This window comes from Streptomyces yatensis, assembly GCF_018069625.1.
Taxonomy (GTDB): Bacteria; Actinomycetota; Actinomycetes; order Streptomycetales; family Streptomycetaceae; genus Streptomyces; species Streptomyces yatensis.
Map to the genome: position 1 here is coordinate 9,886,785 of NZ_CP072941.1, position 20,612 is coordinate 9,907,396.

The following is a 20,612-nucleotide window of genomic DNA, read 5'->3' on the forward strand; positions in this document are numbered from 1 at the left end:
GAAGTGAACGCGTTGAGCGCGGACAGCAGTGTGGGTTCGACCATTGAGGTACTGGAGGCCGAGCTCCCCCAACTGCAGAAGCAACAGGAGGCACTCAAGGGTGATTTGGAGGCCGTCACCAAGCGGCTGGAGGCGGTCAGCACTGCCCTGAGCAGCCTGCAGACGCTCTCCATCGCCACGGCCTCCGAGCAGGTCGTGGACGGCGCCCCGGTGGCGGTGGCGAAGCCCGTGGCCGAGGCCACCCCGGCCGAGCCGGCCGCGGAGCCGGCCACCGAGGCCACCGCCGAGACCGAGCCGGAGACCGCCGAGGACACGGCCTCCACCGGCCGTACCTCCGCCGCCACGCGCAAGGCGGCCATCGGCCGTCAGCGCAGCAGGGGCAAGGCGGCCAAGGCGCCGGCCACCGGGCGGGCCACCAAGACGGCGGGCAAGAAGACCGCCGCCGCCAAGAAGACCGCCGCGAAGGCCGCGACGAAGGCTCCCAAGGCCACCAAGGCCACGGTGAAGGCCACCACCAAGGCCACCGCGAAGGCCACCGCGAAGCCCGCCAAGGCCACCAAGGCCGCCGCCGAGAAGCCCGCGGAGAAGGCCACCAAGGAGACGGCCACCACCTCCGAGCGCTCCACGGGGCTCGCCGACAGCGTGCTGGCCGCGCTGCGCAAGGCCGGCCGTCCCATGCGGGCCTCCGAGGTCAACGACGCCCTGGGCCGCGAGGAGACCCGCACCAATGTGAACTCGGTGCGCAACACCCTCGAGCGGCTGCGCTCCTCGGACCGGGCCCAGCGTTCCGGCCGTGGCCTGTACGAGGCCTCGGCCACCAGCTGAGGGTGCCGTCAGTTCACCGCCACCCATGTGTAGCGGTGTTCGGGACGGCCGGTGTCCCCGTACTTGAGGGTGAGGCTGATGCGGCCCGCATGTTCGAGGTACTTCAGATAGCGCTGGGCCGTGGAGCGGCTGATGCCGGTGCGCTCCGCCACTTCGTGGGCGGAGAGCGGCTGGTCGGCCTGGTCCAGGACCCGCCGTATGAGGTCGACGGTGGGTGCGGAGTGGCCTTTGGGGAGGGCGGGGCCGGAAGTGTCGGCGGCTGCGAAGGCGCCGAAGATCCGGTCCACCCTCTCCTGGCCGGTCTCGCCGCGCCCGCCGACGCCCTCGAGGGTGCGGCGCAGCCCCGCGTAGCCGTCCAGCTTGGCCCGTAGCCCGGCGAAGCTGAACGGCTTGACCAGGTACTGCAGTGCGCCATGGCGCATGGCGGCCTGGACGGTGGCCACATCGCAGGCGGCCGTCACCATGATGACGTCGGCGTGGTGGCCGAGCTGGCGCATCCGCCGCACCAGGGTCAGCCCGGTCTCGTCCGGCAGATAGTGGTCGAGCAGGACGAGGTCGACCGGGGTGCGTTCGAGGGTCGCGAGGGCCTGGGCGGCGGTGTGGGCGCGGGCGGTGACCCGGTAGCCGGGCACCTGGGCCACATACGCGGCGTTGATCTCGGCGACGTGGAAGTCGTCGTCCACGACAAGAACGTCGATCATCGTGACTCTCCTGCTGCGGTGAACTCATGAGTGGGTGTGTCGTCCCCGGTGAGGGCCTCGGGCAGGACGACGGTGAACACCGCCCCGCCACCCGCCCGGGCGGTGACCCGGGCCATGCCTCCGTACCGCTCGGCCAGCCGCCGTACCAGCGCGAGTCCGATGCCACGGCCGCGCGGCGATACCGTGGCGGGCCCCTCGTGGGCGTCGGGCCCGGCGTCCGGGGAGCCGGTGCGGGCGGGCCGTTTGGTGGACCAGCCCTCGGTGAAGATGTGTTCGCGCATCCCCGGTGGCACCCCCGGACCGGTGTCGCTCACCCGCAGTACGGCGGTGGTGCCCTCGGCCCTCAACTCGACCTCGATGAACGGGGCGGGGGAGGGGCGTGAGGCCACCGCGTCCAGCGCGTTGTCGATGAGGTTGCCGAGCACGGTCACCAGGTCGCGCGGATCGACCACCCGCCCGGGCAGCAGCGTCGCGGGCGAGATGCGCAGGGCCACTCCGCGCTCGGCCACGATGGCCGACTTGCCGACCAGCAGCGCCGACAGCAGCGGATCGTGCACCCGTTCGGAGATCTGCTCGGCCGAGGCACGCCGGGCGTTGGTGAGCTCGGCCACGAACTGTGCCGCGCGTTCGTGCAGTCCCAGCTCCAGCAGCCCCAGCAGGGTGTGCAGCCGGTTGGCGTGTTCGTGGTCCTGAGCGCGCAGCGCGTCCAGCAGCCCGCGGGTGCTGTCCAGCTCACGGCCCAGCAACTCCAGCTCGGTGCGGTCGCGCAGGGTCGCCACCGCCCCGCCGTCCTCGGTCGGCATGCGGTTGGCCACCAGCACCCGGGCGCCGCTGACCGTCAGCAGATCCGCCCCGTCCACCCGCCCCGCCAGCACATCGGTGGTACGGCCCGGTGGCAGTGACTCCTCCAGGGTGCGGCCGGTGGCGTCCGGGCGGATCCCGAGCAGCCGCCCGGCCTCGTCGTTGATCAGGCGGATCCGGCCCTGCCGGTCGAAGGCCACGACCCCTTCGCGGATGCCGTGCAGCATCGCCTCCCGCTCGTCCAGCAGCGCCGAGATGTCGGCGAACGCGACACCGTGGGTACGGCGGCGCAGTTGGCGCGAGACCGCGATCGCCGCCAGGACACCCACCCCGAGCGCCGCCCCCGCGTACAGCAGCAGCCGGGGCACCGCCGCCAGCAGTTGGTCGCGCACACTGCCGTAGCCGATGCCCACCGACACCGCCCCGACGATCCGTCCGTCCCGGGAGCGCAGCGGCACCTTGGCGCGGGCCGAGCGGCCGAGCGTGCCCACGTCGATCTGCAGCACCTCCCGGCCCGAGAGCGCCTCGCCCGGATCGGTGGAGACGTGTTCGCCGATCCGGGCGGTGGTGGTGTGCGACCAGCGCACCCCCCGGGGGTCCATCACCACGATGTACAGCGCCCCGGTGGCCCGGCGGATCCGTTCGGCCGCCCGCTGCACCGGACCCGAGGGGGTGGGCTCGGTGGCGGTGAGGTCCCGCGCGATGTCCGGATCGGCCGCGGTGGTCTGGGCGATGGCGAGCGCCTGGTGCATCGCCTGGTTGTCGATCTCGGAGCTGAGCGGGGCCAGGAACAGCGCGGTCGCCAGCACCATCACCCCGGCGGTGATGGACAGCTGCGCGGCGAGAACCTGGCCGGAGACACGCCGGGGCCATCGGATGCGCATGATGGGCCCCCTGTCTCCCGTCTCGCCCATCCCGTGTGGTCCCATGTGCGAGCGGTAGTACTTCGTCCGTTTGTGGTGCTGTGAACGCACCGTAAGGGCGCCCGGGGCGTATGCCCAGTCTCCGTGGCGTTTTCGTTGCCGGGGCGCGAGCAAAACGAGCAGAACGCGGTTTGTGGGCGCAACGGCGGGTTGTGCCCAGAAGACTGCCGCTGTGGCCCGGGTCACTTCTAGCCTCCCGGCCATGAGCAGCCACACCAGCCCCGCCATCGAGCTGCGGGGAACGAGCAAGGCGTTCCGGACACCGTCCGGGGCCCTCCACACCGCGGTCAGGGATCTCGACCTGACGGTTGGGCACGGTGAGTTCGTCGCCGTCGTCGGGCCCACCGGTTGCGGAAAGTCCACGACACTGACGCTGGTCAGCGGGTTGGAGGAGCCCACCGAGGGCGAGGTGCTGGTGGCCGGTGAGCCGGTCCGCGGCATCGCCTCCAACGTCGGCTTCGTCTTCCAGCAGGACGCGGTGTTCCCCTGGCGCAGCGTGCTGTCGAATGTGATGGCCGGCCCGCGGTTTCGCGGTGTGCCCAAGCCGGAGGCGAAGGAGCGGGCCCGTGAGTGGCTGGCCCGGGTCGGCCTCTCCTCCTTCGAGGACCGCTATCCGCATCAACTGTCGGGCGGTCAGCGCAAGCGCGTGGCGCTCGCGTCGACCTTCGTCAACGACCCCGAGATCCTGCTCATGGACGAGCCGTTCTCGGCGCTCGATGTGCAGACCCGCGCGCTGATGTCGGACGAACTGCTGGAGCTGTGGGCGGGGACCGGCGCCTGCGTCGTCTTCGTCACCCACGACCTGGAGGAGTCCATCGCCCTGGCCGACAAGGTCGTCGTGATGACGGCCGGACCGGCCACCGTCAAGGAGGTCTTCGAGATCGATCTGCCCCGGCCCCGCAAGGTCGAGTCGGTGCGGCTGGAGCCGCGGTTCGTGGAGATCTACCGGGAGATCTGGTCCTCGCTCGGCGAAGAGGTCCGCATCACCCGTGAGAGGGGTGCCGTCGATGATGCCTGAGACCATCTCCGCCACGGCCGCCCCCGCCCTCGACAAGACACCCGGCACGCGCACCAAGGCCCGGGCACGCGCCGCCCGCAACCGCGCGATCCTCGTCCAGACCAGCCGCGCCCTGGTGCTCCTCGGCGTCATCGGGCTGTGGGAATGGCTGGCCCGCGCCGCCGTCATCGACCCCTTCAACTTCTCGATGCCCTCCAAGATCTGGGACCAGCTCCAGCAGTGGGCGCTGCACGGCACCGCGCAGGGCTCGCTGTGGGAACAGATCTGGTACACGCTCTACGAGGCGCTCCTCGGCTGGGGCATCGGCGTGGTGGCCGGTGTGGTCCTGGGGATCGCGTTCGGCCGGGTCGCCTTCCTCGCCGATGTGCTCGGCCCGTACATCAAGGTGCTCAACGCGCTGCCGCGGATCGTCCTCGCACCCATCTTCCTGATCTGGTTCGGGCTCGGCCCGGCCTCGAAGGTCGCCTCGGCCGTCGTCCTGGTCTTCTTCCCCGTCTTCTTCAACGCCTTCCAGGGCGCCCGGGAGGTCGACCGCAACCTGGTGGCCAACTCGCGGATCCTCGGCGCGAGCAACCGCCAGGTCACCCTCCAGGTGGTGATTCCCTCCGCCACCTCGTGGATCTTCACCAGCCTCCACGTCAGCTTCGGCTTCGCCCTCATCGGCGCCATCGTCGGCGAGTACATCGGCGCCACCAAGGGGCTCGGCCTGCTGGTGTCCTCCTCGCAGGGCACCTTCAACGCCGCCGGTGTGTACGCCGCCATGGTGATCCTCGCCGTGGTGGCCCTGCTCGCCGAGGGGCTGCTGACCTTCCTGGAGAAGCGGCTCTTCCGCTGGAAGCCCGCCCAGCCCGGCGAAGACCGCTGAGCCCCCGCCTTCTTCCTCCCCGCTCATCCCCGCTCATCACCGTTCACAAGGACGTGACCCCATGCGCAGCTGTGCCAAGTTCTCCGCGGCCGCGGTCGCCGCGGCGCTCGCTCTGACCACCCTCACCGCCTGCGGCGGTGACTCCAGCGCCTCCGGCGGCGAGAACGGCAACGTCAAGATCATGGTGGGTGGCCTGGACAAGGTCATCTACATGCCCGCGATGCTCACCCAGCGGCTCGGCTACTTCAAGGCGGAGGGCCTCAAGGTCCAGCTGCTCACCGAGCCGGCCGGGGTGCAGGCCACCACCTCGCTGGTCGCGGGCGATGTCCAGGGTGTCGTCGGCTTCTACGACCACACCCTCGATCTGCAGGTCAAGGGCAAGCAGGTGGAGTCCGTCGTCCAGCTCGCCCAGGCCCCCGGTGAGGTCGAGGTGGTGTCCAACAAGGCGGCGGGGGAGATGGCATCCCCCAAGGACTTCAAGGGCAAGAAGCTCGGTGTCACCGGGCTGGGCTCCTCCACGGACTTCCTGACCAAGTACCTCGCGGTCGACAGCGGCGTGAAGACCAGCGAGTTCACCCCGGTGGCGGTCGGCGCGGGCCAGACCTTCATCTCGGCCCTCAAGCAGGGCTCCATCCAGGGCGGTATGACGACCGATCCCACGGTCGCCCAGATCGTGGACCAGAAGATCGGCAAGGTCCTGATCGACATGCGCACACCCGAGGGATCCAAGCAGGCACTCGGCGGCCTGTACCCCTCCTCCTCGCTCTACATGAACACCGACTGGGTGAACGGCCACAAGGACACGGTGCAGAAGCTGGCCAACGCCTTCGTGAAAACCCTGAAGTGGATGTCCACCCACTCGGCCGAGGACATCGCCACCAAGATGCCGAGCGACTACGCGCAGGGCGGCGCGAAGCTCTACGCGGAGGCCATCAAGAGCACCCTGCCGATGTTCACCAAGGACGGGGTCATGCCGGCGGACGGCCCGGCGACGGTCGAGCGCGTCCTCAAGGCGTTCAACCCCAACCTGAAGAACGCCACGGTGGACCTGAAGAAGACCTACACCACCGAGTTCGTCAAGAAGGCGGGCTAGCGCCCCGAGGGCCGAAGCCGAGGGCCGAAACCCGGTGGGGTCCTTCGAGTGGCCCAGCCCTCGACGGGCTCAGCCCGACGCCGCCGTCCGCGCGACCGCCCCGGTCAGCCGGACGGCGGCGTCGTCGGCGAACAGCCGGCGGCCCGCGGCGATACGGCGCTCCCGCCGTACGGAGGGCTCGGTGAGCGCGTCGAGCAGCCGCACCAGCTCCCACGAGTCCCGCGCATGGTCCGAGAGCCCCAGCACCGCCATCCGCCGGACGCCCTCGCGGCCATGGCCCGGGATGGGGCGGTAGCCGATCACGGGCACCCCGGTGGCCAGCGCCTCCAGCGCGGTCTGACCGGCCGCGTTGTCCACCACGGCCCGTACGGCGGCCAGCAGACCGGGCATGTCCCGCTCCCAGCCGAAGGCCGCCACCTCCGGCCGGCGCGACAGCTCGGCGCGCAGCCGTTCGTCCCGGCCGCACAGCACCACCGGCAGATACCCCGCCCCGGACACCAGCCGCGCCGTGTCCACCACCCGTGTCCCGGCGCCCCACGCCCCCACGGACACCAGCACCGGCGGCCTCCCGGGCGCGAGCGCACTCAAATGCCGCCGCCACCGGGACGCGCCCGGCGCCGGGGCGAAGAAGCGCGATGCCACCACCGGTCCGGTGGCCACCGACGGACGGCCCAGCGCCCGGCGCACCGTGTCCGCGGCCTCCGGGGTGACACACAGATGCAGATCGTTGCCCGGGTGCAGCCACTGGCGGTGCACCGCGAAATCGGTCACCACGACCGCGCTGGGCATGTTCAGGGCCCCGCGCACCCGGAGCCTGCCGGTCAGCTGCGCGGCCAGATGGAACACCGGGACGACCACGTCCGGCCGCTCCCGCTCCACCAGGTCCAGCAGCCGGTCCTCGGCCAGTGCCGCCAGCGGGGCACTGCCCGGCCGGGGGCCCCTGCCGGGGCGGAAGAACGCTCGGTAGATGCCCTCGTACACCACCGGGGCACGGCGGATGGTCGTCCGATAGAACGAACGCAGCCCGGCCCCGATCCCATGCGGCAGCAACTCCAGCACATCCGCCCGGCCGGCCCCCTGGCCCAGCTCCTCCAGCCTGCGTACCAGCTCGGCGGCGACCGCGTCGTGTCCGGCCCCCATCCCGGCGCTCACAACGAGAAAACGTGCCGACGGCTGGTGCATGACCACCTCCGATGGTGCGAGGCGCGGCTCCTCATGGCTCACTGGAGGTATCCGCTCCGCACGCCGTCAAACCGCGCGCTCGACGGCCGGTGACCCAGGGCCAGCGGCCGGTCGGCGGCGAGACAGGGAGATGTCATGATCCGCCCCCTCCCGGACGCACCCCTCGATCGCGGCCACGTGCGGGACACCGGATGCGCCGACCCCACCGGGACCAGGGTCGCGCTGGTGACCGGTGCCTCCTCGGGCATCGGTGCCGCCATCGCCGACCGGATCGCGACCGAGGGCGGCTGGCGGCTGCTGGTCAGCGGCCGCCACCGGGAACGGCTCGACCGCGTGGCCGCCAGGACATCGGCCCTCGCCTTCCCCGTCGACCTGGCCGCGCCGGAGGGCCCGGAGGCGCTCGTCCAGGATGCCCTGCGTGCCGCCGGACGGGTGGATCTGCTGGTGGCGGGGGCGGGCGTGGGCTGGGCCGGTCCGTTCGCCACCATGCCGCCCGCCACCATCGACCAGGTGGTCCGCGTCGATCTGCTCGCCGCGATGCGCCTGGTGCGCATGGTCGTCCCCCGGATGGAGGCCGAGCGACGGGGACACATCGTGCTGATCGGCTCGGTGGCCGGGACCGTCGGGGTGCGCGGCGAGGCGGTGTACTCCGCGGCCAAGGCGGCGCTCGGCGTCTTCGCCGACGCACTGCGCTACGAGCTGAGGCGGGCCGGGGTACGTGTCACCCATGTGGTCCCCGGGGTGGTGGACACCCCGTTCTTCGCCCGGCGCGGCGCCCCCTACGCCCGCCGGCTGCCCCGTCCGCTGCCGCCCGAGCGGGTCGCCGACGCGGTCTGGGACGCCGTCGAGCGCGGGCGTGACGAGGTGTACGTACCGGCCTGGATGCGGCTGCCCGCGGTGGCCCGCGCCGTGGCCCCCGGCCTGTATCACCGGTTGGCCGCACGCTTCGGGTGACCCCCGGTGAGCGTCCTGGCGGTGTTGCTGGCCCTGCTGTCCGCCCTGGGCAACGGCATGGCCTCGGTACTGCAGCGGCGGGCCGCGATGGACCAGGTCCGGGAGGAGCGGGGCGCCCCGGGGCCGAAGCGGAACCTGCTGCGGCTGGCGCGTCTGCTGCGCCGCCGGTACTGGCTGGCCGGGCTGGCCGCGATGATGGTGTCGGCGGCGGCGCAGGTGGGCGCGCTGGCGGTCGGCCGGCTCTCGGTGGTCCAGCCGCTGCTGGTCAGCGAGCTGCTGTTCACCCTGGTGGTCGGCAGTCTGGTCTTCCGCCACCGCCCGGACGGCCGGACCTGGCTGTCGTTCGTGATGCTGGCCGCCGGGCTCGCGCTCTTCCTGGTGGCGGCCGATCCCTCTCATGGTCAGACCACGGCGCAGAACGGCGAGTGGCTGCCCGTGGGCGTGGTGGTGGCCATCGCCGTGGGCGCCCTGATCGCGGGGGCCCATGCGCTGCGCGGGCCCCCGCGCGCCGTCGCCCTCGGAAGCGCCACCGCCGCCTGTTTCGCCTGCACGGCGGCGCTGATCAAGGAGTTGACCGGGCGGTTCTCCGGCGGGGTGGTGGCGGTGTTCACCGACTGGCCGCTGTACGCGGTGTGCGTCGTAGGGCTGCTGAGTTTCCTGCTGCTGCAGAGCACCCTGCGCGCGGGCACCCTGGCCGCCTCGCAGCCCGCGCTCACCCTCGGCGACGCCCTGGTCAGCATCGCGCTGGGCTGGGTGCTGTTCGGCGAGCGCGTCGAGCTGGGGCTGCGCATCGTGCCCGAGGTGGCCGGCATCCTGCTGATGGCGGCCGGCATCGTGGGGCTGACCCGCTCGCCCGCCATGTGCGGCGGCTGGGACCAGGCCGTCCCCGAGCCGTCACGGCAGTCCGGGACACCGCACCCCGGACGGCCGAGGAACCCGGACGGCGGTGAGAGCACACCATGAGCGCGCGCCACCGCTCCGGTGTCCTGGTGCGCAACGCGGCGCTGCTGGCGGCGGCCGCGCATATCGCCCCGGCCGGCACCTGGCTGCCCGGGCCCCGGCGCGCCCTGTTCCCCGCCCTGGCGGGCCGCGGACGGTCCGACCATGTGGCGCTCACCTTCGACGACGGACCCGATCCGCGCACCACCCCGCGCTTCCTCCGGGTGCTGGACGAGCTGGGCGCCCGCGCCACCTTCTTCGTCCTGGGGGACGGGGTGACGCGCTTCCCGCACACCACGCTGGAGATCGTGCGCCGGGGCCATGAGCTGGCCGTCCACGGCTGGACCCACAGCCGCCCCTGGCTGCCCACGGTGTCCCGGGACGTCACGGAGGTCGCCCGTGCCGCCCGCGCGATACGGCTGGCCACCGGCGAGGAACCGCTGTGGTACCGGCCGCCGTACGGCATCCTCACCGGCGGCCGCTGGCTGGCGGCGGCACGGGCCGGGCTCACCCCCGTCCTCTGGTCGGCCTGGGGGCGCGACTGGTCCGCGGACGCCACCGCGCGGTCGGTGTTCGCCGCCGTACGGCGTGATCTGTGCGGCGGTGCCACCGTGCTGCTGCACGACACCGACCGCGCCGCGGCCACGGGCTGCTGGCGCGCCACGCTGGCCGCGCTGCCCGGGGTGGTGGCGGAGTGCCGGGCCGCGGGTCTGGAGGTGGGGCCGCTGGCCGAGCACGGGATACGGCGATGAGATCAGCCGGTGGGGCCGCCGGCCGAGCACGGTTACGCCGATGAGGTCAGCCGTCGCGCAGGCGGGCCATCTTCCGGGGGTCCACGATGCGGTCGAAGTCCTCGGCGCTGATATGGCCGCTGGCGATGGCCGCCTCGCGCAGGGTCGTCCCCTCGGCCGCGGCCTTGTGGGCGATCTCGCCGGCCTTGTCGTGGCCGATCTCCGGGGACAGCGCCGTGACCAGCATCAGCGAGCGGGCGAGATGCTCGTCGATCCGCTCGCGGTTCAGCTCGATGCCCTCGACGCAGTACACCCGCAGCTTCTCGCAGGCGTCGGCGAGGATGCGGGCGGAGTGCAGGAAATCGCTGATGACCAGCGGCCGCGCCGCGTTGAGCTGGAAGTTGCCCCGGGTGCCCGCGTGTGCGACGGCGCTGTCGTCGGAGAGCACCTGGGTGCACACCATCATCATGACCTCGCACTGGGTCGGGTCGACCTTGCCGGGCATGAGGGAACTGCCGGGCTCGTTGGCGGGCAGGGTGAGCTCCCCGATCCCGCCGCGAGGGCCGGAGGCGAGCCAGCGGAGATCGTCGGCGATCTTCATCAGCGGGACGGCGAGGCCCCGCAGCCCGGCGGAGGCGGCCACCATGGTGTCCACACCGCTCTGGGCCGCGAAGGAGTTGGACGCCACCTTGAACGGATGCCCGGTGGCCCCGGCGATCTCCCGGGCCACCGCCGGTCCGAACCCCTCGGGGGCGCCCAGCCCGGTGCCGACCGCGGTGCCGCCGATGGCGACCTGGTACAGATCCGGCAGGGTGGCGCGCAGCCGCTCCAGCGCGTCGGAGAGCTGGGCGGCGTAGCCGGACCACTCCTGTCCCACCGAGAGGGGGACCGCGTCCTGAAGGTGGGTGCGGCCGGTCTTGACGACGTCGTACCAGGCGCGGGACTTGGCGGCGATGGCCTCCTGCAGCAGGCTGACCTGCGGCAGCAGCGGGTCGTGCAGGATGCGCACGGCGGCGATGTGCATGGCCGTGGGAAAGGTGTCGTTGGCGGACTGGCCCAGATTGACGTGGTCGTCGGGATGCACCGGATCCTTGCTGCCGAGGACGCCGCCGACCAGCTGGATCGCGCGATTGCTGATGACCTCGTTGACGTTCGTATTGGTCTGGGTGCCGGACCCGGCCTGCCATACATACAGCGGGAAGTGGTCGTCCAGCGCACCCGAGATCACTTCGTCGGCCACATGCGCGATCAGATCGGCCTGCCACCCCGCCAGCCGCCCCTCCCGGCCGTTGACCAGCGCGGCGGCCTTCTTGACATAGCCGTAGGCGTGGTAGACCGCCTTGGGCATACGGTCGTCACCGATCGCGAAGTGGACCAGGGCGCGCTGGGTCCGGGCGCCCCAGTAGCGGTCGGCGGGGACCTCGACGGTCCCCAGCGCGTCCGTCTCACGCCGGGTGCCGGTGGCGTCGATGCGGGTGGGGAGGTCCCGCACCCTGGGGGTGCCTCGGGCGCCCCGGCGCCTGTGGGGCGTGTTCATCGCGTGCTCTCCCAGACGGATGGCAGCCCATCCATACGCACACTCCGCATCACCGCTGTTGCACTCCCCGCCAGTGTCGCTCCGCACCGCCCCGGCCGCATCCGGCACCGGAGTGGCCGCGGGCGCCCGCCAGGTCAGGCGCCGTGGCGGGAGGCAGTAGCCGGTGGGAAGCCGGGAGGGCGAGCTTCCCATCCCTTACGCGGCCCGGCCGCGGAAGTCCGCGGGCGACGCGACGTCAGATACGGGTGCGCAGCCGGATGAGGGTGCCGTCCGCGTCGGCCTGCATCTGTACGACGTCGCACAGCATGCGCACGCCCCACAGCCCGAATCCGGGCTCGGCGTCGGCCGGCGGGGTGAAGCCCCACAGCGCGTCCGGGTACCAGTGGCCGGGCCCGGAGATCTCGCAGACCAGATCGCCGTCATGAATCCAGGTGCTCAGCCGTGCCGGGGCCTCGCCGTGCCGGATCGCGGTGGTGGACACCTCGCTCACGGCCCCGACCATGTTGCGCAGCGCGTCATGGCCCATGCCGTGCCGGCTCGCCCGCTCGGCGACGAAGGTGCGCACGGCGTCCAGATCGGTCGAGACGATCGACATCGACTCGGCTATGCGCGGGGCGGGCGGCAGGGGACGCCGGTCGCAGGTGGCGCTGAACGGGCCGGGGTCGGTGTAGGCGTCGCTGCGCTCCGGCCCATGGCCGTCGATGATCTCGGGGTGGGTCTGGCGCGCGTACGCGAGGATCTCGGGGTGCAGCAGCCGCCGGTCGTAACAGCAGATCGCGCGGGCGCCGGAGTGGGCGAAGGCCGCGTTGACGATCGACTCGTAGCGCGCCCACTCCACCACCTCGAGCGGGGTGCGGCCCTGCCACACCGGTTCGGCGATCACCCGGACCCGGCGCGGCTTCTCGGCCTTCACGAAGGAGTCATAGGCGGCGATGGTCTTGACCGGGTGCCGGTACCAGCTGAGCGCCTCCTCGAACTGCACCGCCTTGGCGTCCTGCCCGAGCGCGTCCCGCAGCGCGTCGATGTTGGAGGAGGCGGCGACGACGGCCACGGCGTCGTCCGCCTCCAGGCCCTCGCGGAGGAAGGGGACGCAGACGTCGACGACTTCGTCCTCGTCGCGATAGAGGAATCCGCGATGCATCATCGCATCGCGGTGGTCCGCGACAGGACTGCTCGGGCTGGTCATCGGGCCTCCCTGGGGCTCGGCCGGCGAAAACACTTCAGGTGCGTCATCGAATTTCCGGACGGTATAGCGCAGTCTGCCACTTCTCCGGCCCGGTGCGCAGCCCGTTCCGGCCATACGTGGACGGCATCCTGACGGTGCATTAGCATCCTCGGGCGTGACAGAGCTGAAGAACATCAACGCAAATGGACTTGATTTCGGGTATTTCGAAGCGGGCCCGGCCGACGCCCCATTGGCGCTCTGCTTGCACGGCTTCCCGGACACCGCGCACTCCTGGCGTCATCTGCTTCCCGCGCTCGCGGGCGCGGGCTACCACGCCGTCGCGCCCTTTCTGAGGGGCTACGCCCCCTCCGGCATACCGGCCGACGGCGCCTACCAGGCGGGTGCGATCGCCGCCGACGCCAACGCGCTCCACGAGGCATTCGGCGGCGACGGTGACGCCGTGCTCATCGGCCACGACTGGGGCGCCATCGCCACGTACGGCGCCACCGGCAGCGCCCCCGAGCGCTGGCGGCGCGCGGTCACGATGTCGGTGCCCCCGCTGGGCGGGGTGCTGGCCGACTTCTTCAACTATGACTACGGCCAGTTCAAGCGCTCCTTCTACATCTTCCTGTTCCAGACGCCGCTGGCCGAGGCCGGTGCGGCGGCGCACGACATGGCCCTGATCGACGGCCTGTGGCGCGACTGGTCGCCCGGCTACGAGGACGCCGCCGAGGACATCGCGCACGTCAAGGAGAGCCTGCGGGACCCGGCCCATCTCGCCGCCGCGATCGGCTACTACCGGGCCCTGTTCGACCCGACGCGCCATGTGGCGGCGTACGCGGCCGAGCAGGAGGCCGTCACGGCCACCGGGGAGACCCCCATCCTCTATCTGCACGGCACCGACGACGGCTGCATCGGCGCCGATGTCGTCAAGGGGGCCGAGGACCACCTCCCGGCGGGCTCGCGCAGGGAACTGGTCGAGGGCACCGGGCACTTCCTCCACCTGGAGGCGCCCGAGCGGATCAATCGGGAGGTCCTGGCCTGGCTCGCCGGGTGACCGGGCGGCCCTCGGCGCGCGCCTTGCTGCCACATGGCGTGTGACCAGGGTCTTTCCCATCTCGGAACGCGGTACGGCCGCGGCGGGGATCTCGGTCGGGGCGGACCCGGTCGAGCCGCCGCGGCCGTCGCTTTACCGCCGGTATACCGCCGCTGGTCCGCCCTCTTCCATGCTGGGCGCATCGCTACAGCCGCCCGGTAGGGACGCGTCTGGAGAGGGCCTGTGAACGTCGACCAGCAGCATCAGCCTCGCACCGAGGACGAACCCCTCTACGCCTGGAGCACCTTCCAGCTCTGCGGCGGGGTGGAGGGGTCCGGCCCGAGCGGCACCTGCCGGGCCGAACACACCGCTCGCACCTGTCTGGAAGCGGCACTCCAGGCCACCGCGACCCATTCCGGGGCGTACTCCTGGGGGCAGCTCAGCCGGGTGTCCGCCGATGTCGGGCTGCCCTTCCACCTATGGGCGCGGGATCCGGTCGCCTGGGCCGAACCGGGGCCCAGCAAGACGGTCACCTGGCGTCCGGGCGCGGCTCCGCATCCGCAGTGATCCGGGACCGTCCGCGGTGAGGCGAGGCAGTGCTATGGGTAAGGAATCACGATGAAGAGCAGCGGACCCGGGATAGGGCTCCTCAGGGCAAGGGCGTGGCGGCCCGCCGACCATGGCCGTCTCGCGGTCAGCGAGGCGAATCCGGCCAGGGTCTACAACTATCTGGTCGGCGGTAAGGACAATTACCTCGCCGATTACGAGCAGGCCCAGCGATTTCTCGGAGTCGCACCGGAAGTCCGCGATACCGCGCTCTCCAATCGGAGATTCCTGCACCGCGCCGTCCGTCATCTCGCCGCCAGTGGAATCAGCCAATTCCTGGATATCGGCGCGGGATTGCCGGCGAATCCGAATGTGCACGAGATCGCCCAGGGCGTGAATCCCCGGGCCCGTGTGGTCTACGCCGACAACGACCCCATCGTGGCCAGCCACGGTCAGGCCCGCCTCTCCGTCTCCGGCACCACCATGGTCAGGGCCGATGTCCGCTCGCCCGACGACCTCCTGGCCCATGAGGAGCTGCGCCGGCTGCTCGACCCCGCACAGCCGGTCGCCATCCTGCTGACGCTCGTTCTCGACTACATCGAGGACATGGCGAATCCCGTCGGCATCGTCCGCCGGCTCATGGACTGGGCCGCGCCGGGCAGTTGTCTGGTCCTCTCCCACGCCACCGGTGACTTCACCCTCGACACCGACCGGGAATGGGAGATCATCAGCTTCGGGGACCCCGTCAGCCTGGTCGCCCGCGACCATGCCGGGATCATGGAATTCTTCACCGGCCTCGACCTGCTCGCCCCCGGCCTGGTGCAACTGCCCTCCTGGCGCCCGGGCATCGGCGCCGAGTCCGACCCGAGCCGGGTATGGGCCTACGGCGGGGTGGCCCGCAAGCCCTAACCTCGCCCCCGCGGCCCCCCCCAGTGCCTGCGCTCGCCCCGGATCCCGCCTCAGCGCGGGCCGGGGCCGATCTTTCGGCGCGGTCCGGGTTCAGCGCGGGCCGGGGCCGATCTGCAGGGTCATACAGGCGGGGAAGAGCCCGCTCCAGGTGTGCCCGCGCCAGCTCTCGTAGGTACCGGGCCGCTGCCACACGGGCAGGGCCTGGTCCATATGGGCCCGGCCCTCGACGAACCTGCCCTGTTCCATATAGGTGATCCCGATCTCGTAGAGGGCGAAGCCCTCATGGTGGATGTTGCCCGTGCGGCGGGCGTACTCCAGGCTCTCCTTGAAACAGGTCAGGGCGTCCTCGGGACGGCCCATGCCCCGGTGGGCGCGGCCGAGATTGCCCAGCCCGATCACCTCGGCCGGCAGATCCCCGGCCTCCCGGGCGAGGGCCAGCTGCCGCTCCTGCACCGTGATGGCCTCCTCGAACAGGCCCAGTTCGCACAGCGCGTCCGCGAGATTACAGGCGGAGCGCGACTCGCCCTCCCGGTGGCCCAGTGCGCGCCAGATCTCCAGCGCCGACTCCAGCGCGACCCGCACCTCGTCATAGCTGTGCTGCAGCCAGTACGCGGCGGAGAGGCCGTCCAGCGCCCATGCCTCGCTCTCCGGGTCGCCCAGGCGGCGGGCGGTCCCGATGGCCAGCTCGTTGACCGTCTGCAGATCCTGGGCGTGGGCCCGGGGGAAGAGGAACCACTGGAGCGCCCGCGCCAGCCGCAGCCCGAGGCGGGCGATCGGCTCGGGCTGGGCGGGCTCGGCCGCGTGGGCGACGGCGGCCAGCAGATTGGGGAGTTCGGTCTTCAGCCAGCTCTCGGCCTCGTCCTGGCCGGTCAGCGGGATCACCGGACCCTCGCCGGGCTGCCGGGGCCAGGGGCGGAGCGGGTCGAGCAGGGTGACCGCCTGCTGGGCGGTGGCCGCGTAGCAGGACAACGCCCGCTGCAGCGCCGCCGAGCGCTCCGCCTCGGGCTCCTCCTGCTCCGCCTGCTCCGACGCGAACAGCCGCAGCAGATCGTGCATGTGATAGCGGACGGAGTCCCGGCTCTCCAGGAGCTGGGCGTCGACCAGCCGCTCCAGCGCGTTCTCGGTGCGGTCGGCGGGCAGGTCCAGCAGCGCGGCGGCCACCGGCAGGCTCACGTCGTGCCCGTGCACCACGCTGAGCAGCCGGAAGGCGCGGACCGCGTCCAGGTCGTCGGAGCGCCGGCCGAGCCGGAACGCCTCGTAGCTCACCTGGAAGCTGATGCGGACGGCCAGATCGCCGAAGCGCAGCTCGTCCAGCCGGCCGCGGGCGTCGGTCAGCTTGGCCACGAGGGTGCGCAGCGGCCACGCGGGGCGGGCGGCCAGCCGGGCGCCGGCGATCCGCAGCGCCAGCGGCAGCCCGCCGCACAGCCGGGTGATCTCCGCCGCCTCCGCGGGCTCGGCCCGCACCCGCTCCGCGCCGACGACCCGCTCCAGCAGCGCCACCGCCTGGTCCTGGGGGAGCACATCCAGATGCAGATGGGTGGCGCCCTCAAGAGTGGTCAGCATCTCCCGGCTGGTGACCAGCGCGGCGCAGCCCGGCCCGGCGGGGATCAGCGGCCGCACCTGGTCCACACTCGCGGCGTTGTCGAGGATCACCAGCAGCCGCCGGCCCGCCGCCAGCGAACGGAACTGCGCGGACGCCTCGTCGGTGTCGCCCGGCACGCTCGAGCCGTCCACGCCGAGGGCGCGCAGGAACCGGCCGAGCACCTCGCCGGGGTCCAGGGCCGACTGCCCGGCGGTCGCCCCGTACAGATCCACATAGAGCTGGCCGTCGGGGAAGCGGTCGGCGAGCTGGTGCGCGGCGTGAATGGCCAGGGTCGACTTGCCGACCCCGCCGGTGCCGTCGATGGCCGCGAGCACCACGGACCGCCCGCCCTCTCCCGCCTCCGGGCCCCCGGCCGCGTCCATCAGCGCCTGGATCACCGCGACCTCGCCATGGCGGCCGGTGAACGTGGGGCTGGCGGGCGGCAGTTGGCGAGGCCCCCGGGGGGCCTGGCGGGGAGCGGCGGGCGCGGGGCGGTCCGCCTCCGGGGCGATCGGCGCCATCAGGGAGGCGTCGGCGTTGAGGATCCGCTCGTGGAGACCGCGCAGCGGCGGGGTCGGCTCGACCCCGAGCTCCTCACTCAGCAGCCGGTGCAGATCGCGGTAGGCGGCCAGGGCGTCGGCCTGCCGGCCGGACCGGTACAGGGCCAGCATCAGCCGGCCGCGCAGCTCCTCACGGAACGGATGCTCGGCGGTCAGCGCCTCCAGCTCGCCCAGGACGGCCGTATGCCGCCCGCACCGCAGGTCGGCGTCGATCCGGGCGTCCACGGCCTGCAGCCGGCACTCCTCGAGCCGGGTGGCCTCCGCCGCCACCGCGGGGGTCGGGGGCACATCGGCGAAGGGGGCGCCGCGCCACATCGCCAGCGCCTCGCGCAGCCGCTCCGCCGCGGTCTCGGGCGCCTCCCGGTCCAGGCTCCGCCGCCCCTCCTCGACCAGCTGCTCGAAACGGTGGGCGTCGAACTCGGCGGCTTCCACCGTCAGTCGGTAGCCCTGCGCCTTGTACCCCTGCTTCTCGGTGACCAGGGTCCGCCCGGCCTCGTCGCCCAGCGTCTGGCGGAGCCGGGAGACATAGGTCTGCAGCAGCTTGGTGGCGCTCTGGGGCGCCCGGTCCTCGCCCCAGAGCTCGTCCAGGAGGCGCTCGGTGGAGACGGTCTGGTTGGCGTGGCACAGCAGCACCGCGAGCAGCGTCCGCCACTTGGCCGGCCCCAGGGAAGTCCACCCGTCGCCGTCGCGCAGCTCAAGCGCCCCCAGGACCCGGTATCGCACCCGTCACCTTCCCTCGGCTCGCCAACTGACCACTTGGCAACGGTTATACCTCCGATGTGGCCGCCGCCGTGCATCGTTTCATCCGCCCGGAGCGAGTCCGCGCCGGGTGCGGGCCGCGCGGATGACCGAAAATCGTCGCACAAGGGGCCACCGTGGGTCGGCCGCGGTCAGCACGGCCGGTCGCGTCGGCCAGGGTCAGAACGGCCGGTCGCCCTCGATGGCGACGCGTTCGGCGACCCTGCGGTGCGGGGCGTAGTCGTTGACCGCGTAGTGCTGCGTGGCGCGGTTGTCCCAGAACGCGATGTCGCCCGGCTGCCAGTGGAAACGCACCTGGTACTCCGGGACATGCGCCTGCCGGCACAGGAAGCTCAGCAGCCGGTCGCTCTCCTCCCGCTCCATCCCGGTGATCCGGGTGGTGAAGGAGGTGTTGACGAAGAGCATCCGCCGGCCGGTCTCGGGATGGGTGCGCACGACCGGGTGCTCCACCGGCGGGAACATCTCCTGGAACGGTGCCAGCCGTTCGGGCCCGTAGAAGCGGGAGAAGCCGGGGATGAAGTCGTGGACGGCGGTGGCGCCGTCGATGCGGTCCTTCACCTCGGCCGGGAGGTTGTCGTACGCCGCCGCCATGTCCGCCCACAGGGTGTCCCCGCCCACCGGCGGCACCTCGCGCAACTGCAGCACGGCGCCGAGCGCGGGCCGGGTGCGGAAGGTGACGTCGGTGTGCCAGATGTTCTCGAAGGTCGGCGTGGCGCCGGAACCCTTGTCGAAGCGGACGACATCCTCGCTGGTACCGGCGGCCAGCAGCGGATTGGTCTCCAACTCGCCCCAGTGGCGGGCGAATCCGCGCTGCCGCTCCGGGGTGAGGTGCTGGCCGCGGAAGAAGAGCACCTTCCACTCCAGCAGGGCCCGGTTCAGGTCCTCGCGCAGCGCGGGCTCCAGCGGCCGGGACAGGTCAAGCCCGCGGATCTCGGCCCCGATGACGCGTCCGAGGGGCGCGACCTCGAACCGCTCGTACGGACGCTCCTCCCACTCCTCGGGCACGCGCCGCAGGATGCGCCGGCCCTCGTACATCCCGTCCGGCGGGACGGGGGCCTCGCGCAGGGTCGCTGGTGTGGTGTCGACGACGGTCATGGCGTCTCCTCATGCGTGACAACGGTCAGTGGGCAGGTGGGGGGAGATGCCCTCGTGCCGAGGGGGACCACGGGAACGTCGTCCGGATCGTCGCGATGTCCGGATCGTCAGTCGTCACGATGTCCGGATCGACAGGGGAATGACCGGCGATCGTCAGAGGAATGACCGGCGTGGCCTCGGGGGCGCGGGGGCGTTGGCCGCGGGATGCGGAGAGTCCCGATTAGAGGCCCGAGCGCTCACACCCGGTCCGGTCCGGGGCGCGAAGGTGTCCCGTCGAGTCGAACCGGTGCCTGATCATGCGGCAATTCTGGAATCTGCCCTGGTGGACTGTCAATGGGGCCTGCCATGCGTGTGCGGGGAGATGGCTCCTTACCCGGTCGCGCGGTCAGGGGCCGGGGTGGCGGACGGGGCCGAGGTGGCCGACGTGGCAGACGCTCAGCCCGCCAGGGCGGTGCGGGCGCGCTCGACCAGGGCCCGGCCGGCCGGGCCGCTCGGGCCGTCCGCCCGCCAGGCGAAGGCCAGCCGCCCGCGCAGGGCCGGCCGGTCGATGCGGACCGACCGCAGCCGGTCCGACCGCGCCTCGGCGAACGCACCGGGCAGGATCGCCGCGCCCAGCCCCCGCTCGGCGAGCTGTGCCAGCACCTCCGGATCGCTGGCCTCGAAGGCGATATGCGGAGTGAAACCGGCGGCCGCGCACGCCTCGTCGATCCGGGTGCGCAGCCCGGTGCCGCGCGGCAGGCTGATCAGCGCACGGCCCCGCAGGGTGTCCAGCGAGATGGCCGAGTGCACGGCGAGCTCATGGCCCGGGCTGACCGCGGCCACGATCGGCTGGTCCGTGATCACCTCCAGCTCGACACCGGCCGGGGTCGTGGCGCCCACGCTGACGATCGCCGCGTCGAGCCGTCCCGTGCGCAGGCCCTCCAGCAGCTCGTCCGAGGTGGCCTCGGTGAGGGTGATCTCCACCGCCGGGTGGGCGTCGTGGAACTCCGCCAGCAGCCCCGGCAGATCCACGCTGTGCGAGGTGACCGTCCCGACCGCGACATGGCCGCGCAGCAGCCCGGTCAGCTCGTCGACCGCGAGCCGGGCGCCCTCCACCGCCGCGAGCGCGGCCCGTGCGTAGGGGAGCACCGCCGCGCCCGCCTCGGTCAGCCGCACCGAGCGGCCCGAGCGGTCCAGCAGCTGCTCGCCCAGCTCGCGCTCCAGCCGGCGGATCTGTGCGCTGACCCCGGGCTGGGCCACATGCACCTTCTCCGCGGCCCGGGTGAAGTTCCGCTCCTCGGCCACCGCCACGAAGTATTCAAGCTGCCGCAGCTCCATAACCAACGATTCTAGCAACCAGACTTACCATCTCTTGGACTTCTGATCGCGCCCGCCGGAGGGTGGAGACAGCC

Annotated in this window: 18 protein-coding genes; 10 read left to right on the plus strand and 8 right to left on the minus strand. The window is 72.3% G+C overall.

Going from position 1 to position 20,612, the window contains the following annotated elements; genetic code table 11:
* The first annotated feature begins 3 nt into the window (after window positions 1-3).
* Entirely contained in the window at window positions 4-825 is an 822-nt protein-coding gene (locus J8403_RS41155) for a prephenate dehydrogenase (RefSeq protein ID WP_211127648.1), read from the plus strand.
* An 8-nt stretch (window positions 826-833) separates the two neighbouring features.
* Here J8403_RS41155 and J8403_RS41160 read toward each other — a convergent pair whose 3' ends face one another.
* Together J8403_RS41160 and J8403_RS41165 are read right to left on the minus strand one after the other, a co-directional pair.
* On the minus strand, window positions 834-1,526 hold the full coding sequence (locus J8403_RS41160; RefSeq protein ID WP_014058093.1) for a response regulator: 693 nt from the start codon (window positions 1,524-1,526) through the stop codon (window positions 834-836).
* The gene (locus J8403_RS41165) at window positions 1,523-3,211 is read right to left on the minus strand and encodes an ATP-binding protein (protein ID WP_211127649.1); all 1,689 of its coding nucleotides are present in this window, start codon (window positions 3,209-3,211) and stop codon (window positions 1,523-1,525) included. The genes J8403_RS41160 and J8403_RS41165 overlap by 4 nt, the downstream gene beginning before the upstream one ends.
* Window positions 3,212-3,452: 241 nt before the next feature.
* On the opposite strand from J8403_RS41165, the gene J8403_RS41170 reads away from it, so the two are divergent.
* From J8403_RS41170 to J8403_RS41180, 3 genes are all read left to right on the plus strand, one after another.
* Window positions 3,453-4,268: an ABC transporter ATP-binding protein gene (locus J8403_RS41170; protein ID WP_211127650.1), complete on the plus strand. Its 816-nt coding sequence runs from the start codon at window positions 3,453-3,455 to the stop codon at window positions 4,266-4,268.
* Entirely contained in the window at window positions 4,258-5,133 is an 876-nt protein-coding gene (locus tag J8403_RS41175) for an ABC transporter permease (RefSeq protein WP_211127651.1), read from the plus strand. The genes J8403_RS41170 and J8403_RS41175 overlap by 11 nt, the downstream gene beginning before the upstream one ends.
* Before the next feature lie 61 nt (window positions 5,134-5,194).
* The gene (locus tag J8403_RS41180; protein WP_211127652.1) at window positions 5,195-6,226 is read left to right on the plus strand and encodes an ABC transporter substrate-binding protein; all 1,032 of its coding nucleotides are present in this window, start codon (window positions 5,195-5,197) and stop codon (window positions 6,224-6,226) included.
* A gap of 69 nt (window positions 6,227-6,295) precedes the next feature.
* Here the strand turns inward: J8403_RS41180 and J8403_RS41185 are convergent, their stop codons facing one another.
* A complete protein-coding gene (locus J8403_RS41185; protein WP_211127653.1) occupies window positions 6,296-7,408 on the minus strand; it encodes an MGDG synthase family glycosyltransferase in 1,113 nt (370 codons plus the stop codon).
* A gap of 135 nt (window positions 7,409-7,543) precedes the next feature.
* Here J8403_RS41185 and J8403_RS41190 point away from each other — a divergent pair, with 135 nt between their 5' ends.
* From J8403_RS41190 to J8403_RS41200, 3 genes are read left to right on the plus strand one after another with little or no spacing between them, the layout of a single operon-like run.
* Window positions 7,544-8,362 carry an SDR family NAD(P)-dependent oxidoreductase gene (locus J8403_RS41190; protein WP_211127654.1) on the plus strand — a complete coding sequence of 273 codons (819 nt, stop codon included), beginning with the start codon at window positions 7,544-7,546 and terminating at the stop codon, window positions 8,360-8,362.
* 6 nt (window positions 8,363-8,368) lie between these two features.
* Window positions 8,369-9,325 (plus strand): DMT family transporter, encoded by a 957-nt coding sequence (locus tag J8403_RS41195; RefSeq protein WP_211127655.1) that lies wholly within the window; start codon window positions 8,369-8,371, stop codon window positions 9,323-9,325.
* Window positions 9,322-10,053: a polysaccharide deacetylase family protein gene (locus tag J8403_RS41200; protein ID WP_211127656.1), complete on the plus strand. Its 732-nt coding sequence runs from the start codon at window positions 9,322-9,324 to the stop codon at window positions 10,051-10,053. The genes J8403_RS41195 and J8403_RS41200 overlap by 4 nt, the downstream gene beginning before the upstream one ends.
* Window positions 10,054-10,099: 46 nt before the next feature.
* Here J8403_RS41200 and J8403_RS41205 read toward each other — a convergent pair whose 3' ends face one another.
* Together J8403_RS41205 and J8403_RS41210 are read right to left on the minus strand one after the other, a co-directional pair.
* Window positions 10,100-11,569 (minus strand): class II fumarate hydratase, encoded by a 1,470-nt coding sequence (locus J8403_RS41205; protein WP_211127657.1) that lies wholly within the window; start codon window positions 11,567-11,569, stop codon window positions 10,100-10,102.
* 235 nt (window positions 11,570-11,804) lie between these two features.
* Entirely contained in the window at window positions 11,805-12,755 is a 951-nt protein-coding gene (locus J8403_RS41210) for a sensor histidine kinase (protein WP_211127658.1), read from the minus strand.
* 154 nt (window positions 12,756-12,909) lie between these two features.
* Between J8403_RS41210 and J8403_RS41215 the strand changes: the two genes are divergently transcribed.
* The 3 genes from J8403_RS41215 (at window position 12,910) to J8403_RS41225 (ending at window position 15,225) form a co-directional block, all read left to right on the plus strand.
* Window positions 12,910-13,791, plus strand: coding sequence for an alpha/beta fold hydrolase (locus J8403_RS41215; RefSeq protein ID WP_211127659.1), 882 nt, complete (start codon window positions 12,910-12,912; stop codon window positions 13,789-13,791).
* Between the two features lie 222 nt (window positions 13,792-14,013).
* Complete coding sequence (locus tag J8403_RS41220; protein WP_078638415.1) at window positions 14,014-14,337, plus strand: hypothetical protein; 324 nt, start codon at window positions 14,014-14,016, stop codon at window positions 14,335-14,337.
* A gap of 51 nt (window positions 14,338-14,388) precedes the next feature.
* The gene (locus J8403_RS41225; protein ID WP_211127660.1) at window positions 14,389-15,225 is read left to right on the plus strand and encodes an SAM-dependent methyltransferase; all 837 of its coding nucleotides are present in this window, start codon (window positions 14,389-14,391) and stop codon (window positions 15,223-15,225) included.
* 90 nt (window positions 15,226-15,315) lie between these two features.
* Here the strand turns inward: J8403_RS41225 and J8403_RS41230 are convergent, their stop codons facing one another.
* The 3 genes from J8403_RS41230 to J8403_RS41240 form a co-directional block, all read right to left on the minus strand.
* Window positions 15,316-18,090 carry an AfsR/SARP family transcriptional regulator gene (locus J8403_RS41230; RefSeq protein WP_211127661.1) on the minus strand — a complete coding sequence of 925 codons (2,775 nt, stop codon included), beginning with the start codon at window positions 18,088-18,090 and terminating at the stop codon, window positions 15,316-15,318.
* A gap of 195 nt (window positions 18,091-18,285) precedes the next feature.
* A complete protein-coding gene (locus tag J8403_RS41235) occupies window positions 18,286-19,221 on the minus strand; it encodes a TauD/TfdA dioxygenase family protein (protein WP_211127662.1) in 936 nt (311 codons plus the stop codon).
* Between the two features lie 435 nt (window positions 19,222-19,656).
* Window positions 19,657-20,538 carry a LysR family transcriptional regulator gene (locus tag J8403_RS41240; protein ID WP_014058080.1) on the minus strand — a complete coding sequence of 294 codons (882 nt, stop codon included), beginning with the start codon at window positions 20,536-20,538 and terminating at the stop codon, window positions 19,657-19,659.
* Window positions 20,539-20,612 lie beyond the last annotated feature (74 nt).